The organism is Steroidobacter cummioxidans (assembly GCF_003104955.1).
Map to the genome: position 1 here is coordinate 1 of NZ_LSRW01000096.1, position 15,812 is coordinate 15,812.

Annotated in this window: 14 protein-coding genes; 8 read left to right on the forward strand and 6 right to left on the reverse strand. The window is 61.3% G+C overall.

Features of this window, described 5'->3' with window-relative positions; genetic code table 11:
* Positions 1–198 precede the first annotated feature (198 nt).
* Positions 199–1,932: an amidohydrolase gene (locus D0550_RS31335; protein ID WP_116813127.1), complete on the reverse strand. Its 1,734-nt coding sequence runs from the start codon at positions 1,930–1,932 to the stop codon at positions 199–201.
* Between the two features lie 21 nt (positions 1,933–1,953).
* The gene (locus D0550_RS31340; protein ID WP_116813128.1) at positions 1,954–4,212 is read right to left on the reverse strand and encodes a TonB-dependent receptor; all 2,259 of its coding nucleotides are present in this window, start codon (positions 4,210–4,212) and stop codon (positions 1,954–1,956) included.
* 116 nt (positions 4,213–4,328) lie between these two features.
* Here D0550_RS31340 and D0550_RS31345 point away from each other — a divergent pair, with 116 nt between their 5' ends.
* Positions 4,329–4,895: a hypothetical protein gene (locus D0550_RS31345; RefSeq protein WP_153067440.1), complete on the forward strand. Its 567-nt coding sequence runs from the start codon at positions 4,329–4,331 to the stop codon at positions 4,893–4,895.
* A 15-nt stretch (positions 4,896–4,910) separates the two neighbouring features.
* Positions 4,911–6,197: a cysteine desulfurase-like protein gene (locus D0550_RS31350; RefSeq protein ID WP_116813130.1), complete on the forward strand. Its 1,287-nt coding sequence runs from the start codon at positions 4,911–4,913 to the stop codon at positions 6,195–6,197.
* A gap of 3 nt (positions 6,198–6,200) precedes the next feature.
* Here D0550_RS31350 and D0550_RS31355 read toward each other — a convergent pair whose 3' ends face one another.
* The gene (locus D0550_RS31355; RefSeq protein ID WP_161966175.1) at positions 6,201–6,746 is read right to left on the reverse strand and encodes a MarR family winged helix-turn-helix transcriptional regulator; all 546 of its coding nucleotides are present in this window, start codon (positions 6,744–6,746) and stop codon (positions 6,201–6,203) included.
* A 150-nt stretch (positions 6,747–6,896) separates the two neighbouring features.
* Between D0550_RS31355 and D0550_RS31360 the strand changes: the two genes are divergently transcribed.
* The 4 genes from D0550_RS31360 to D0550_RS31375 all read left to right on the forward strand — a co-directional run bounded on the left by D0550_RS31360 (position 6,897) and on the right by D0550_RS31375 (position 12,040).
* On the forward strand, positions 6,897–7,217 hold the full coding sequence (locus D0550_RS31360; protein ID WP_161966176.1) for a hypothetical protein: 321 nt from the start codon (positions 6,897–6,899) through the stop codon (positions 7,215–7,217).
* 58 nt (positions 7,218–7,275) lie between these two features.
* On the forward strand, positions 7,276–8,268 hold the full coding sequence (locus tag D0550_RS31365) for a sodium-dependent transporter (protein WP_116813133.1): 993 nt from the start codon (positions 7,276–7,278) through the stop codon (positions 8,266–8,268).
* A 25-nt stretch (positions 8,269–8,293) separates the two neighbouring features.
* Positions 8,294–9,454 (forward strand): aminotransferase class V-fold PLP-dependent enzyme, encoded by a 1,161-nt coding sequence (locus D0550_RS31370; RefSeq protein ID WP_116813134.1) that lies wholly within the window; start codon positions 8,294–8,296, stop codon positions 9,452–9,454.
* Between the two features lie 156 nt (positions 9,455–9,610).
* Positions 9,611–12,040 carry an FtsX-like permease family protein gene (locus D0550_RS31375; RefSeq protein ID WP_116813135.1) on the forward strand — a complete coding sequence of 810 codons (2,430 nt, stop codon included), beginning with the start codon at positions 9,611–9,613 and terminating at the stop codon, positions 12,038–12,040.
* Between the two features lie 3 nt (positions 12,041–12,043).
* Here the strand turns inward: D0550_RS31375 and D0550_RS31380 are convergent, their stop codons facing one another.
* Together D0550_RS31380 and D0550_RS31385 are read right to left on the reverse strand one after the other, a co-directional pair.
* Positions 12,044–13,120, reverse strand: a complete 1,077-nt coding sequence (locus D0550_RS31380; RefSeq protein WP_116813136.1) for an OmpA family protein — start codon at positions 13,118–13,120, stop codon at positions 12,044–12,046.
* Between the two features lie 339 nt (positions 13,121–13,459).
* The gene (locus D0550_RS31385; protein WP_116813206.1) at positions 13,460–13,726 is read right to left on the reverse strand and encodes a DksA/TraR family C4-type zinc finger protein; all 267 of its coding nucleotides are present in this window, start codon (positions 13,724–13,726) and stop codon (positions 13,460–13,462) included.
* A 420-nt stretch (positions 13,727–14,146) separates the two neighbouring features.
* Here D0550_RS31385 and D0550_RS31390 point away from each other — a divergent pair, with 420 nt between their 5' ends.
* The gene (locus D0550_RS31390; RefSeq protein WP_116813137.1) at positions 14,147–14,446 is read left to right on the forward strand and encodes a hypothetical protein; all 300 of its coding nucleotides are present in this window, start codon (positions 14,147–14,149) and stop codon (positions 14,444–14,446) included.
* 31 nt (positions 14,447–14,477) lie between these two features.
* Here D0550_RS31390 and D0550_RS31395 read toward each other — a convergent pair whose 3' ends face one another.
* The gene (locus tag D0550_RS31395) at positions 14,478–14,939 is read right to left on the reverse strand and encodes a TIR domain-containing protein (protein ID WP_116813138.1); all 462 of its coding nucleotides are present in this window, start codon (positions 14,937–14,939) and stop codon (positions 14,478–14,480) included.
* 108 nt (positions 14,940–15,047) lie between these two features.
* Here D0550_RS31395 and D0550_RS31400 point away from each other — a divergent pair, with 108 nt between their 5' ends.
* Positions 15,048–15,791, forward strand: a complete 744-nt coding sequence (locus D0550_RS31400; RefSeq protein WP_116813139.1) for an endonuclease/exonuclease/phosphatase family protein — start codon at positions 15,048–15,050, stop codon at positions 15,789–15,791.
* Positions 15,792–15,812: the final 21 nt, after the last annotated feature.

Here is a 15,812-nt window from a genome sequence, read left to right on the forward strand (position 1 = left end):
GGCTCGGAGATGTGTATAAGAGACAGGTTCAGATAGGTCTTGTGCTGGAGGACAGGAAACTCGTTACGCAACGCTGCGAAATCGACCGACATGCCACACTCACTTCAGAGGAAGAATCAGGGACGAAGAGCATTATATGCATTTGCATATGTCTGCGTGCAACACACGCTGGCGTGGGCGCCGCGCGGGCAGTTCACATCACTGCAAAGTCACTGCCGCCGCCGGACGCTGGAACACCACCTTGCCGCCGACCATGGTCGCCAGCACTTCGATGTCCTTGATCTGCGCTTCGGGAACCGACAGATAGTCCTTCGACAGCACCACCAGGTCGGCGAGCTTGCCGGGCTCCAGCGAGCCTTTCGCGTCCTCTTCCATCGTGATGTAGGCGTTGTTGATCGTCATCATGCGCAGCGCCTCCGGGCGAGTGACACGCTGCTTCGGTCCCATTACGCCCCACAGACGAGTATCGCGCGTGACGAAGAAATACATCATCCAGAACGGATCGGCCGGCAACAACGACCAGTCGCTGCCGCCGCCGACGAGCAAGCCTGCATCCAGCCAGTCGCGCACGGCCGTGGAGCCGGCGGCGCGTTGCTCGCCCCAGAAGTTGATCATGTCCTGGCCCGCCATGTAGCCATGGAACTGTGTGGACACCACCAGGCCCAGATCTTTGATGCGCCGATACTGATCGGGCCGCGTGTACAGCAAGTGCTCCACGGTCCAGCGCTTGCGCGCCAGCGGCTGCTCGCGGTTGGCTTTCTCATAAGCATCGAGCACCAGATCCAACGCCTTGTCACCGGCCGTGTGGATGGTGGCGCGCCAGTTCAGTCGATTCATCAGGGCGATGGCCTGATCGAACTTCTCCGTCGGGATCCGCTGCAAGCCAAAATATTCTTCGGCCTTTTCGTGACCGGGCGCGATGGCGTAGTGCTCGCTCATCAGCGCGCCTTCGAAACCGCCATCGATGCCGAACTCGCCGATGCCATCCAGGCGCAGCATGTGATCGCCGAAGCCGGTGCTGACGCCCCAGGTTTGCAACTGGGTCGTGAGCTGTTCGATCGAGAGTGAAGGATCCAGGCTGTAGTTCATGCTGACGCGCAGAGTCATCTCGCCGCTGTCGTGCAGCTGCTGGAATACGCGCATGTCAGCGGGGCTGATGCCCGGCTCGCGCACGCCGGTGAGACCGGCGGCATTCATCTTGCGTTGGCCTTCCTTGAGCGCCGCCAGTTTTTCCTCTGGCGTGGCGCGTCCTCGCGGCCAACGATCGGCGAGATGGGCTGCGTTCTCCATCAAGCGTCCGGTTGGTTCGCCCGTGCGTGGATCTTTTTCGATCACACCGCCTTCCGGCGACGGCGTGTCGCGGGTGATGCCCGCCTGCTTCATCGCATACGAGTTGAGATACACCGAGTGTCCGCCCTGCACCACCACGGGATGATTGGGTGACACCGGATCGAGATCGGCCGCGACGGGCGGCCGATTCTCCTTGAACTGCGCCGGCAACCAGCCAGAGGTGGTGTACACGAGCTCGCCCGGCGGCGTGCGCGCCACTTTGTCGGCGATCTTTTGTTTGACCTCTTCGATGGACTGCGCCAACGCAATGTCGACGCCCAGATAGGCGTCGACCGATTTGGCGAGGAAATGATGATGCCCGTCGATCATGCCGGGCACGACCGTGTGCCCTTTCAAATCGACGATGCGTGCGTTCGGGCCTGCCAACGCCAGCATCTGCCGATCGCTGCCCACGGCCAGGATGCGATCGCCACGGATGGCGATGGCCTCGCGGACGGTGAACTTCTCATCCACCGTCACGATCTTGCCGTTGCGAAGAATGATGTCGGCGCCGATTTCCGCTGGTGCGGCGGCGTGTGCCGCCGCACCGAGCATCATCAGCAGCGACGCCGCTCCACCAATCCCGAGAGCTGCGATCTGCATGCGTCATCCCCCAAGCGTGCGTCAGAACTGATAGCCGAAGCCGACGCCGATCGTGCGCGGCCGCAGCGGAATCACTTCCAGCGGACGACGTACGTCGATGGACGAAGTGACGATGGCCTGCTCGTCGAAGATGTTGTTGGCGAACACCTCGAACTTGTACTGCTCGCGACCGAGCGACATGCGCAAGTTGACCAGCGAGTAGTCGCCTTGCTCGGTGTAGACCGGACGCGTGGCGTTGAAGTCGGAGTAGGAATCGCCGACGTACTGATAGTCCATGCGCGCATTGCCTTCCCAGGTGCCCAGGTCGAAGCGGTAGTCCGCAAACACACTTGCCGTCAGCTCAGGCACGTTGGGCACGCGGTCGCCGTCGAAGCCGATGAGCTGCGCCCGAACGCCCTGCGCATTCGGCGGACCGTACGGACCGTCTTCCGACAGTTCCGCCTTCAGTACGGTCAGGTTGGTGCCAAGGGTCAGGTCGATATCGAACGGAATGGTCTGCAAGCCCAGCTCCACGCCGCGGATGGCCGCTTGGCCTGCGTTACCGATCATGAGTGCCTGGGAGCCGGGAATGTTCGCCGACACGCGCACCTGCATGTCCTCCCAATCCATGTAGTACGCGGCCACATCCATTTGCAGAGCGCCGTTCAAGAACGCGCTCTTCGCGCCAATCTCATAGCTCTTGACGCTATCCGAGGTGTACGCCGGCAGTACCGTGCCGGTGGCGTAGTCGGGCTCGTTGTTGCCACCGTTGCGGAAGCCTTCGGCATAGTTGAAGTACACCATGGCGCCGCCATCGAAGCTGTATTTGAGATTGTATTTGAAGGTGGTGTCCGACTCCTTGGAGCTGGTGTACACCGGATCCTGAGGCACCGGACGAGTGCGCGCCTCGAGGTTCTGGCCGCGTTCGTCGACCTCGAACTCGAAACTGCGCACGCCCACGGTAGCGACCAGCGCATCGGTGAACGAGTAGCTCAATTCACCGAACACCGCGCGCTGTTCGATCGTGTTGTTCACGACGCGGTTGGAGTTGTAGTGCTCGCGGCCGATCAGGCGCTCGCCGTACTCGTTCACGTCGGTGATGCGCGAGCGGAAATCGTTTTCTTCCTTCTGCCAGAACAGACCGGCGACGATCTGGAACGGGCTGTTCCAGTCGGAGGCGTAGCGCAGCTCGCTGACCTCGATACTACGGTTCTGCGGCTGGTCCGCTGAGGCGCGGTACTGAATCAAGGTCGGGTTGCTTTCCGGATCGAAGCAGGTGTCGGTGGTGCCGCCATTGATCGTGCACAGGATGCGCGCGCCGGGGAAGCGATAGTAAATATCGCGCTCCATCTTGGAGACGCTCCAGGTCACACTGCCGCTGGCCATCTCCCAGTTGAGCGCGACGTTGTACGCGTTCAACTGCTCTTCCCAGCTCGACTCGGTGTTGTTGCGCTGCTGGTATTCGCCGAAGATCGGCTGATAGTAGGCCGCGCCTCTGGCTGAGGTGTTCTGGTTGAGCCACATGGCATCGAGCGTCACATCGTCGGTGATCTGCCAACGCAGAGCCGCGCGTCCGCCGTTCACTCGCTGATTGTTGACACCTTCGAGTCCCAGCATGCGGTCGTCGATGAAGCCAGCCAGCGAGCTTTGGTAACCGACCACGCGCACGCCGACTTTGCCCTCGATCAGCGGCACGTTCAGCATGGCGTCGTAATCGTAGTTCGGGTCATTGGCGTGAGCGGTGTAGCTCGCGTTGGCGTGCACCGCGCCGGAGGTCTGCGTCAGCTCGGGCTTGTTGGTGATCATGCGGATGGTGCCGCTCATGGAGCTGGCGCCGTACAGCGAGCCCTGCGGGCCCTTCAGCACTTCGATGCGCTCCATGTCGATCAGGCGAATATCCGGCTGGCGACCGCCGCCGTCCTGCCGATTGTTGCCGGTGATGATCAGATCGTCGAAGTACAGGCCGGTAGTCGCGGCGCCGGTGGACTGCATGCCGCGCAACACGATCTTCTTGTCGCCCGGGCCCTGATCCTCGAAGGACAGGCCGGAAATGTTGCGAGCATAGTCGCCAAACTGCGTGATGCCCTGTGCTTGCAACTGCGCGGACGTGATCGCCTGGAGCGCGATGGGCGTCTCGAGCACGGAGGACTCGCCGCGCTTGGAGGCCGTCACCATCACCTCTTGCAGCACCGCCTCCTCCGCGCCGTGTGCCACATTGGCTACTGCCGCCATCGCCAGGCAGGCCACACCTGCCCCGCTTCTAGAAAACGCTCGCATCTTCAGCTCTCCCGAACTTCTCATGGGTGCTCCCCCGACTCAACGATTTTTCATGCTGTAATATATTCCTTTGTATATGAATACGAAATACACTGCTCGCGCAAGTGAAATCTGCAACGATCCGGCCAAAGGAGATTTCCGTGACTCAAATCGACCGTAGAGCCTTGTTATGCCTCACCGGCGGAGCCGCTCTGCTCGGTACCGCGTGGAGCGCGGGCGCGGCCCAGAACGGTGCCGCCGCAGGTGCCGATGCTCCATACCCGGGCATTTCTTCGGAACTGGTGCACACTTGTGCGGCGTTGGTGAACGCTCCCGCGCGCGCCGCTTTCGATTTCCTCGCCGATCCGCAGGCGCTGGGGCGCTGGTCGCTCGGTGCGCTAAATGTCAAACCCACGCAACAAGCTGGCGTCTACACCGGCTTTTCCATGTTCAACGGCTCGCAGGCGTGGCTCGCAATCGATGCGAAACCTGAGCTGCTGTTGATCGACTACCGCGTCGGGACGCCGGACAATCTGGTGCCGCGAATCTTTGCACGCGTCGTGCCGGGTACCGTGGTGGGGCTCCGGGAGGATCAGTGCTATGTCTCGCTCACCGCGTGGCGCACGGCGTCGATGACGGCCGAGCGTTGGCATCAGCTGCGCGCCAGTCACGAGGCCGAGATCCTGCTGATCGATGCGCAAATCGAAACCCTGCAGCGCAAGCGTTGAGACAGCAACTTGGCGATGACAATGCTCACGGCCGATAAATTCCCGGCGCAGGAGTTGCGCGCGCACTTTCCGTCGCTGGCTCGAGCTGGCAATTTCGTATTCTTCGACAACGCCGCCGGCGCACAGTTGCCGCGTCAGGCGCTCGATGCCGTACAGGGTCATCTGCTCGACCGCAACGCTCAGCGCGGCGGTCGCTTTCGCCAGAGCATTGCCGTCGATGAGGCCGTCGATGCGGGGCGTGCAACCATTGCCACGTTCGTCAATGCGCGCCGCCCGGAAGAGATCGCGCTGGGCATGAACGCGACCTCGTTCATCCGAACCGTCAGTCTGGCCATCGGACAATCCCTGAGCGAGCGCGATGAGATTGTCGTGACCGATCTGGATCACGAAGCAAACATCGGCACGTGGCTGGCGCTGGCGCCATTCGGGGCGAAGTTTGTTTGGTGGCGGGTGCGCGAGGACGGCGATCTGCACCTGGAAGATCTGCTGCCACTACTCTCCGCTCGCACGCGACTGGTCGCGGTCACCCTCGCCTCCAATGCGATCGGAACGATTGTCGACGTGCGCGCCGTCGCCGATGCCGCGCATGCCGCCGGCGCGGAGATTTTTGTGGACGCAGTCCACTTCGGCCCGCACGGACCCATCGATGTGCAGGCGTTCGACTGCGATTATCTCGTTTGTTCCGGCTACAAGATCTTCGCCCCGCACATGGGCTTTCTGTGGGGGCGCTATGAAGCGCTGCAGGCCCTGCCGACGTTTCGCGAGGATTTCATTCCGGATCGACCGCCCTTCAAAATCGAAGCGGGTACCTTCGTGTACGAGAACGTCGTCGGCATGTCTGCCGCTATCGACTATCTCGCGAGCGTTGGCGATCTCCTGGCGGGCAATGACGGCCAGCGCCGGGATTTGTTCAGCCGGGTGCGCTTTGCGATGCAGGGCATTCGCACCTATGAGCAGCGCTTATCAGATGAGCTTCTGCTCACGCTGAAGGATTGTGGAGCGATCATTTATGGCATCACGGATCGCACCCAACTCGAACGGCGCGTGCCTACTGTCAGCTTCACGCTTCCGGGTATTGCGCCGGCTGCCGTTAGCGAACATGCCGCCCTTGCAGATATCGGGATCCGCGACGGACACCTCTACACTCCGCGTCTGATGCAGGCGCTTGGACTGGATGTAGCGAGCGGCGCGGTGCGCGTCTCGCTCGTCCACTACAACACGGTGGAAGAAATCCATCGTCTGGGGAATGTGCTCAGTGCGCTCAAGCGCCGCCCGCAGGCGGCGCCGACCGCTAGCGCCTGAGCGTCAATCGTCATGCGAGATATTGTGTTCAACTTTCCTGAGGATCTCGGCGAGCAACGCCATTTCCTTGGGACTCACGTCCTGGAATGCCAGCGATTGATGTCGCAGCGCGGACGGCACGATCTCGTCGAACGCTTCCAGACCGGCGGCCGTAATGGAGATCTCGGTCACTCGCGAATCCAGCTCAGACAGCCGACGCTGCACATGCCCGATGCGCTCCAGTTGCGCCACTACGCGACTGGCGGTGGGTTGCTCCAGCAGCGTCGCCTCCACGATCTGCGTGATGCTCATCGCCCCGTAGGCTCGCAGCACACTCAATACTCGCCACTGCGACGTGTTGATGCGCATCGTCTTCAGGCGCTTGAGCAAGCGGGCGTTGAGCTTATTGGTGACTCGATACATGTGGTACGGCAGGAAGGTGTCGAGCCAATGATCCGCTGCGATAGGCGCGCCCCCTTTGGTTCCGCGCGACTGCTTGGCGGCACGTTTCGGCGAGGACTGCGTCCGGGCTGTGCCCGTCGCCGGCTTCTTCCTGAAAGTCGTCTGCATGCTCTGGCCCCTGCGGCATTCGTTGATTGGCCGCGCCATTCTACGGTAGCGCCACACGCAGCGACCAGAGCGGACGCGCCAGGATGGCGAATTAAATTCGCTTGTATATGAACTTCTCTATTACTGTGTATTCGCGGCAGGAGTGTTCCCTTGGCACGTGACGTCTGGAGCTCGACTTTCGGATTTCTCTATGCCGCAGCCGCGGCGGCGATCGGTCTGGGCACGCTGTGGCGATTTCCCTATGTCGCTGGCGCCAACGGCGGCGGACTGTTCGTTCTTTTGTATATCTTCTTCGTGTTCCTGTTATGCGTGCCGCTGATGATCGCGGAGATGTCGATCGGTCGGCGCGGGCCATGCCAAGCGCCGTCAAAAGCGGTCGAACTCGCTAGTGGAAGCACGAGCGCGCCTTGGGGCGGCTGGAAAAAAATGGTCGGCTGGCTCAAGTGTGCTCATCCCCTTTCCTCGGCTTGAAGTTAATTAACAAGCGTGGTCGCAAGGCTGGGCGCTGGACTACGCGCGGCTCGCACTGGTGGAAGGCTTTGCCGACCTCGACGCCGAGCGCTCGCTGGCGACGTTCAGCGAACTGATGTCTTCGCCGTGGCGCGCAGGACTGGTCCAATGGTTGTTTCTTGCCTGCACGGTCGGAGTCGTCGCGAGCGGTGTGCAGAAGGGCATCGAGCGCGTTTCGCGCATCAAGATCATCGCGCTGGCGGTGATCCTGATCGGCCTGGTCATCTACAACGCCTCGGCGCTCGGGCTCGGCAGCAGCTTGAGGTTCCTGTTCGTTCCTGATTTCGCCACCTTCAAGGCCGAAAGCGTGCTGACTGCGCTGGGCCAGGCGCTGTTCTCCACCGCCATCGGCGTCGGCGTGATGATTACTTACAGTGCCTATATGCCTCGCAGCGCCTCGCTGCCAAGAATGGCGCTATTCATCTGTGGTTCGGTGGTCGTGACCGCCATGTTCGCCGGGCTTGCGATCTTCCCGGCGGTGTTCGCCTATGGTCTGACTCCTGCGGAAGGACCCAATCTGATTTTCGTCACGCTGCCGGTCGCGTTCGGCCAGATGCCGGGCGGAGGATTGATCGGCATCGTGTTCTTCGCCTTCATATCGCTCGCAGCGTTCACCACCGCGGTCGGCATGCTCGAACCGGTGACCGCGTGGGTGATGCAACGGACCAATTGGTCGCGCACCAAGGCCGCAGTGCTCACCGGCATTGCAGTCTGGGCCATCGGCCTGCCCTCCCTGCTCTCATTCAGCGTCTTGCAGGACTTCCATCCGCTGTCAGCGGTGCCGGGCTTCGTCAGCAGAAACTTTTTCGACGTGCTGGACTTCGTCATCGCCAATCTGCTGTTGCCGCTGAATGCTTTGCTGATCGCGCTGCTAATCGGCTGGGCCGTGCGTCGCACGACCACCGAAGAGCACGTGGTTGCCCGAGCGCCCGTCATCGCCGTCTGGCGTTTCGCGGTGCGCATCATCTCGCCGCTTGCCATCGTGGTGCTGTTCCTCAGCCTGTGGCGTTGAGGCTCGATCAAGGATTCTGCTCGATATGACTTTTGTTGCTGACTCGCGCACGCCGTCTGCCGACGGCTCCGCCTATTTCCTGTACCACTCCATTGGCATGTTTGCGAACAAGCAGCAGCTGATCGAGGCGGGTCTGAAAAACTATGCTCGCTTCTGGAGCACGCCCGATGACACGCAATGGCCGCGCGCGCTGGAGATTCGCCAGCAGTTCATCGAACGGTGGTGTGCGCTTATCAATGCGCCGCCCGGCTCGCTCACGACTGCGGACAACGTCACCGCCGCGTTGTACAGCTTGATGGGCGCGCTGCCCCGGCAATTCATCGAGGGTCGCCGGGTGCTGGTCGCTGCCGACTGCTTTCCAAGCCTGCATTTCCTGTTGGCGGGATTGGCGGATCGCCTCGGGTTCACGCTCGATACCGTGCCGCTACGTCCCGGCGAGAACTGGGTCCGCGATGAAGACTTCATCGAGCGCTGGGGTCATGACGTCGGCGTCGCGTTGCTGACGCAGGCTACGTCTACTGCCTCTTATCGATGTGGGCTGGATGCGCTGGTGGCACACGGCCACAACGTGGGCAGCCTGGTCGGCGTCGATGTCACACAAGGCATCGGACTGTTGCCCTATGACGCTCAGGCGCCGAAGGTCGACTTCACCGTGTCCACCACTTTGAAATGGCTCGGCGGCACGTCGGGCGCCGGCATCCTGCATGTCCGTCCGGAGCTGCTCAGTGAATGCCGCCCCGAACTGCGCGGCTGGTTCAGTCAGGAGAATCCATTCTCCTGGGATCTCAACGCATTTTCCTATGCCTCGGATGCCAGGCGTTTCGATCATGGCACGCCATCGATCATCGCCTTCGCCGGCAGCTTGCCCGCATTGGAATGGCACGCGCAGCAGGATCATGCCGCGCTGCTGACACATAACCGGCAGCTGTCCAGCGAGCTCATCGCGGTGGCGGACCGGCTGGGACTGGACCTGCTATGCCCTCGTGATCCTGCCCAGCGCGGCGGTAGTGTCATGCTCAAGGTGACGGACGCGCTCAACCCGAGCACTCTGATCGGCGAGCTCCGCGCGGCCCAGGTCTATGCGGATTGCCGAGGCACCACGTTGCGACTGTCTCCGGGCAGTCTCACAACGATGGATGGCGTGCGGCGTCTGGAAGAAGTGTTGCGTCAGCAGCTGGCGAAGTAAGCGCAGATTTTTCGATCCGGGTGTTCGATTTCGAACACCCATGCTCGCGCCAGTGCTCCGGTTGGGCGCTAAGCGCTTGATCTTCGTTTGATTTCATCATCCGTGACTGCGCTATAGACTGTTGCGCCTGTTGAGGGGATAAAACAGGGCCTGTCCGTGTGGCGAAACTATCTGAGCGCGGCGTTACGCAATCTGTCGCGCAATCGGCTTTACGCGGCTCTGAACATCGTCGGCCTGGCGATCGGGCTGGCGGCTGGAATCTTCGCTGGCCTCTACGTGCGCGAGGAGTTGAGCTACGAGCGATCCATCCCCGGCCACGAGAATATCTATCGCGTCTCGATGACGCGGCAGACGCCCGGCACGGCCGCTGCGCCTTTCAGCACGGCCTATCATCGGGTCGCGGAATGGCTCGAGAGCGATTTTCCCGAAATCCAGGCGATCGGTCGGTTCTGGACGGTCCGCAAAGCCGTGCGCAATGGGGAAATCGAAGCCCAGCAGCCAGTCGCTTTTGCCGATCCCGATTTCTTTCGTGTGTTCGCACTGCCGACGATCGCCGGTGAACTCTCCACCGCGTTGAGCACACCCGATAGCATCGTGCTGACCCGTCAGGCTGCTCGCAAATATTTTGGCGAAGACGCGCCGATCGGCAAGACGCTGGAATTGGACCGCAAAGAAGTCATGCGCGTCACTGCGGTGATAGAGGATCTGCCCTCCAACACGCATCTGAATTTCACCGCCATCGCATCCAATACGCGGCTGCTGCAAGAGCTGTCGCCGCTGCCGGAATTCAATGTCCGCAAGTTCGAGGCGCATACCTACTTCCGCCTGAATCCTGCGACTCCGATCCAGTCTTTGCACGAGCGCATGGCGAGCCTGGTCGATCGTCATCAGAAATTTCCGCCCGGCATCCAGCTGCAGGTGGATGTGCTGCCCATCGCGGACATACACCTGAAATCCCAAGCGCAGTTTCCACTCAAGCCGCCTGGCGATCTCAAGACGGTTTATGCGATTGCAGCCATCGGCGTTCTCATCATCGTGATTGCCGGCATCAATTTTGTGAATCTGATGACGTCCCGCGCCTCGCAGCGTGCGGTCGAGGTGGGTGTACGCAAAGTCGCGGGCACGAGCAGGCGCGATCTGATGCTGCAGTTCATCGGTGAGTCGCTGATCTACGTGACGCTTGCGATGCTGGTCGCAATCGCCGCGGTCGAGTTGCTGATGCCCCACTTCAACGCCCTCTTGGACCACAGCCCGAGTGACGCCAGTGCAGCGGCAATCCGCTTCGAGTATTGGCGAGATCCGATGCTCGCGCTCACCCTGCTCGCTGCCCTGCTCTCGATCGGTCTTGCGGCGGGCTTTTATCCGGCGATGGTGATGTCGGCCTTTCGCCCCATCAATACCGTCAAGGCGAACACGATCAGGGGCGGCGGATCTTTCAAGGTGCGTCAGCTGCTGGTCGTGCTGCAGTTCGGCGTGCTGGTGCTACTCATCCTGGCGACTGCAGTCATTCATCGCCAGACGCAATTTGCTTTGCATGAAGGCCTGCGCATCGATCGCGATCAAGTAGTGCTGGTCTCCTTCAGAGATCCGAAAACGCGGCAGGGATTTCAGGAGGCCTTGCGAGAAGTCGCAGGCATCGAGGCAGTGACCAGCTCGCATACGGCGCCGACCAATCTTGGAACGATTCAGCTCAACGCCGAGCTGTCAGGCGGCGCGCAAGCGGCGCTGCAGTCCACGGCGGTCGACTTCAACTTTCATGAGTTCTATGGCCTGCGTCCGCTGGCCGGTCGACTATTCTCACGCGAGCGCGGCACCGACGCCGTGCCGGCCAATGTGCAAGAGGCTGCGCAATTGGCGTTGATCGTCAATGAGGCCGCAGTGCGCGCGCTCGGGGTTGCGACGCCTGAAGCGGCGGTTGGACAGACGCTGAAAATCAAGGAATGGTCACCGAATCTGCAGTATCAGATCGTCGGCGTCATCCCCGATTTTCCGGTCGACTCCATGCGCGTTGCCGTTCAGCCCACGGTGTACTTCGTGGATCAGAGCCGGCTCATCCTGATCAGCGCACGACTGGGCGGTCACGCCATCCCGGAAACGCTCGCGCGGATCAATCAGCTGTGGCAACGCATCGGCGAGCCGCGGCCCATCGAGAGCCAATTTCTGGATGACTACTATGAGTCTCTATACACCGGCGTAAGGCAGCAAGCGCGACTGTTCAACAGCTTCACGGTCATCGCGCTGATCATCGCCTCGCTCGGGTTGTTTGGTTTGTCCGTGTTCGCGGCCCAGCAGCGCACCAAGGAAGTCGGCATTCGCAAAGCCATGGGTGCGGGTACCAGAGAGATCATGGCGTTGTTGCTCTGGCAGTTCACCCGACCCGTGCTGATCGCCACCCTACTCGCGCTGCCGCTCGGCGCATGGCTGATGCAACGATGGTTGGACGGCTTCGCGCAACGCGCGTCGCTCGACGCATGGCTGTTGCTTGCAGCCGGTGCGGTGGCGCTGCTGATCGGCACGTTGACCGTCGCCGCCCACGTCTATTTCGTTGCACGATGGCGGCCGGTCGTAGCATTGCGAGACGAGTGAACCTTAAGGACTGGCGACCTCGACTTCTCCGGGGTTCTGCAACACGTGCATCACGACGCGCCGATTCTGCGCGCGGCCTGCGGCAGTGCTGTTATCGCTGATCGGCTGAGATTCACCATAGCCGCGCGCGACCACCTGGGAGGCACGTATGCCGCGGTTCAACAAATACGTACGCACGGCGTTGGCACGCTGTTGTGACAATCGCTGGTTGTATTGGTCGCTACCGACGCTGTCGGTGTGGCCTTGCAGCTCAATCTCCAGCTGCGGATATTTCTTGAGGTCGGCGACCAGGCGATCGAGCACGACAGTCGAGCCCGACAGCAACACGACCGAATCGTTCTCGAAGTTGACGCCGGCGAGTGTGATCGAACCTCGCTGCGGACAGCCCTTCTCATCCACCGCCACGCCGCGCGAAGTCTCCGGGCACAGATCCTTTGTGTCGAGAACACCATCACCATCTGAATCGGCAGGCGCAACCAACGCTGGTGCGGGCGCCGGCGTGGGAGCGACAGGCTCGGTTGCCGCGGGCATCGCCACCACCGCTGCAGCCGGCGCCGGACCGAAGGAGAATTGAAAACCCACCGCCGCTGTGTAGTCCAAAAAGCGCTCGTGGCCTGCATCGTTCCAACGCGCTTTGATCTCCGGTCGCACGCTGAAAGCGCCGGTAGCACGACGGTTCTCACCGAGCTTCCACATCAGGCCGACACCTGCCTGCACCATCGCATCGGTGTTGACGGATCCAACGTCGACGTCGTTGCGGATCGCACCGGCGCCGAATGTCACATAGGGCGAAACGTTCTGATTGCGTCTGAACACGCGCAGCGCATCCAAAGACGCTGCGTACGGCGCAAAGCCCTCGACCTTGGCGCCGTTTGCATTCAGCTCCAGGCTCCAACGGTCATGCAAATGCTTGCCGACGGCGAGTCCGAACAACCGGTCACCATCGCCGCGCACGTTGCGATCGTCATCCAGGATCAGCGCACCGATCTGTGGGGTGAAGTACCAGCGCCCCACTTCATCCGCGCCCGCATTTGCCGCCATGACGCACGCCATTGCACCGATCAAAACTTGCTTCTTCATTCGGCTAGCGCGCCGGGGGCGGAGTCGTTGCGTGGCGCAAGCGGGATGGGACTTTCCGTGGTTCGTACTGCGAACGGCACGCCACTTCTGATCGCAACTTCATGATTCGACTCGACATCGTCTTCGACGCGCGGACCTTAGCAGTTACGAACTTTCGGCAACCGTGAAAAGGGTCACGGGCACCAGGATCCATTGGCTTCGGTTTTACCCGACAGGAGAACGCGCAACAGCGCTCACCAGCCGCGTGCGGTCGTTCGAGCGCGGCGACGGAATCATTTTCGATATGGCGGTTTTACAGGCGGCGGGATTGACGTGACGCCCCAATGTTTAAAGCCCGGCTCAGCGCAGCTGACTGTCCTTGCTGCCGCGGCGGTTGTAGCCGCTGAAGGCGGCTTGCTCTTTGTCTTCGGCTTCCTGGCAAGCGATGCACAGGCGCACTCCGGGGATGGCCTTGCGGCGGGCTTCCGGAATCTCCACCCCACAGTCGGCACAGTGGGTCAGGCTCGGGCCGCTCGGCAGCGCGCTCTTGGCACGCTCCACCGCGTCCTTCACCGTCGCGTCGATCTGATCCTGAACTGCGCCGTCACCGGCCCAACCCGTGGCCATGGTCACCTCATCGGAATGCATTCTGGAATGCTGTTTATGTGGGCGAGTGTAAGCCGCGCAAGGTGCCGGCAACCGTCTCGCAGCGGCATCATATTGAGGCGCCTACGCTTCTTGCTGACCCGTCAGAGCGCATTACCTAAGCAAAGCGACCACATCTGGTAGCAATCTTGATCGCATTGCCAAAAAACTCTCGCTGGGCCGTTGCCTTTCGAAGTCGCTGGAGTATATTCCGGCCATAGACGCTTGAGCGGACTAAGAAATGCCGCCCAGCGACTCAAGTAACCCTTCTCAGCTATCGCTCGCCGTTGTTGTTGCTGGAATGATCTTCCGATCCTTGGCGCCATCAGCGGCTAACCCATCCGGGAGTCAGTTGAATGAGCAGCGCCTTGGGAGAATTTTTTTTTTTGCGCCGCGACGGTCGTGCTTGCCTCGGCCGGGCCGATCAAGCACCGGCTGGTCGAAGCCTTTCGCGAGCACCTTGCCGGTCTTGAAGAAGACGAGCTGCCGCGGGAGATCCGCGACGAATTCACCTCATTGTCGACCGCCTTATGCTGCGTCCGCCCCATGAAGGGCGAGAACGCGATTCAGGCCACCGTTCGCAAGATGTCCGACTCCGAAGCCGGTGGCTTCGCAGTGCGCATCGTCGGCATGCTCGGCGTGCTGGCGCGCCTTCAGGCAGCGCAACGTGCACCGAAACTGCGTGCCGTCGGCGAGGATTAGCCCCGCCGGGCGCGGTGCGGTCGGTCCTCGACTAGTCCTCCAGCTTGAACTCGATCGTGTCCCAGCGGGCCGTGTCTTCGTGACGGGCCTGCCGGCGGATTGCGTCTGCGATGGAGCGCTCGTTCCACTCGATGATCTCATCGCCCAGCGCCTCCAGCTGCACCGGCACTTTTTCCTTGATGCCGAATTTCTCCAGCACGATCACCGGTTTCTCCAGGCCCTTGGCGCAGTTCAATTGGAAGTCGATCAACTCCCGATGCCGCTGGTACAGCCCGGCCGGCACGATCACGCATTCGGCGAGTCCGATCTGTTTGCGTAATTCTTCCTTCATGGCCTCGCGCGAACTGGTAGCGAACTCCGGATTGCTACAGTTGCGGTAGTAGAAGTTGTGCGAACTCTCCAGATACTCGAACACGCGGTGATAATCGTCCGAGGGCTCGAACGCATGACTGACGAACAGCCGCACCGGATTGTGTTGAGAAATGCTGCCCACTTGGCTGGCTCCCGCCGCGATGATGAGCCCATTCTAATCCATAATGCTGCTGTAGAATGCGCACCGTCCGCTCGGTCCAAGCCGATGCTTTGAGCTCACGCGAACACGATGCGCTTCGTTCTGTACAACATCCGGTATGCCACCGGTTTCGGCCCGGCCTTCCACTTGCCGGTGCCCGGCGCAGGCTACCTCCGCAGCAATTCTCGCGTGCTCAACGGCATTACCGACTGGCTCAAGTCGCTCGATCCGGACCTGGTCGGCTTGATCGAGATCGACACCGGCTCGATCCGCTCCGGGCTGGTCAACCAGGCCAAGCAGATCGCCGATTCGCTCGGTCACTATTCGACCTACCAGTGTAAATACGGCACGGCCTCGATCAATCAGCTGATGCCCATCGTGCGCAAGCAGAGCAATGCCTTTCTGGCTGCACCGCGCGTCGAAGGCGAGCGCTTCCATTACTTCGAGACCGGCATCAAGCGGCTGATCATCGAGCTGGAGCTGGAGGAATGCGCGATCTTCCTGGTGCACCTGTCGCTGAAGTTTCGCCATCGCCATGACCAACTGCGTCACCTGCACGAGCTGGTCAAGCGCGCCAGCAAGCCGGTGATCGTGGCGGGCGACTTCAACACGTTCTGGGGCGATCACGAGATCTACCTGTTCATGGAAGCTTCCGGGCTGAAGAGCGCGAATCGGCTCGGCCTGCCCTCCTACCCCAGCCACAAGCCGCGCAAGGAACTGGATTTCGTGCTGTATTCCAACGGCATCGAAGTGACTCAATTCGATGTGCCGGACGTGCGTTTCTCCGACCACCGGCCCCTGATCTGCGATTTCAACATCCGGCCCAGAACCTGAATAAAAACCCGCGGAGTCGAT

Bases quoted from the DNA above. Each gene is read 5' to 3' on its own strand.
- D0550_RS31335 (WP_116813127.1), bottom strand. From the start codon at position 1,932: ATGCAGATCGCAGCTCTCGGGATTGGTGGAGCGGCGTCGCTGCTGATG.
- D0550_RS31370 (WP_116813134.1), top strand. From the start codon at position 8,294: ATGACTTTTGTTGCTGACTCGCGCACGCCGTCTGCCGACGGCTCCGCC.
- D0550_RS31380 (WP_116813136.1), bottom strand. From the start codon at position 13,120: ATGAAGAAGCAAGTTTTGATCGGTGCAATGGCGTGCGTCATGGCGGCA.
- D0550_RS31385 (WP_116813206.1), bottom strand. From the start codon at position 13,726: ATGGCCACGGGTTGGGCCGGTGACGGCGCAGTTCAGGATCAGATCGAC.
- D0550_RS31340 (WP_116813128.1), bottom strand. From the start codon at position 4,212: ATGAGAAGTTCGGGAGAGCTGAAGATGCGAGCGTTTTCTAGAAGCGGG.
- D0550_RS31400 (WP_116813139.1), top strand. From the start codon at position 15,048: ATGCGCTTCGTTCTGTACAACATCCGGTATGCCACCGGTTTCGGCCCG.
- D0550_RS31355 (WP_161966175.1), bottom strand. From the start codon at position 6,746: ATGCAGACGACTTTCAGGAAGAAGCCGGCGACGGGCACAGCCCGGACG.
- D0550_RS31350 (WP_116813130.1), top strand. From the start codon at position 4,911: ATGACAATGCTCACGGCCGATAAATTCCCGGCGCAGGAGTTGCGCGCG.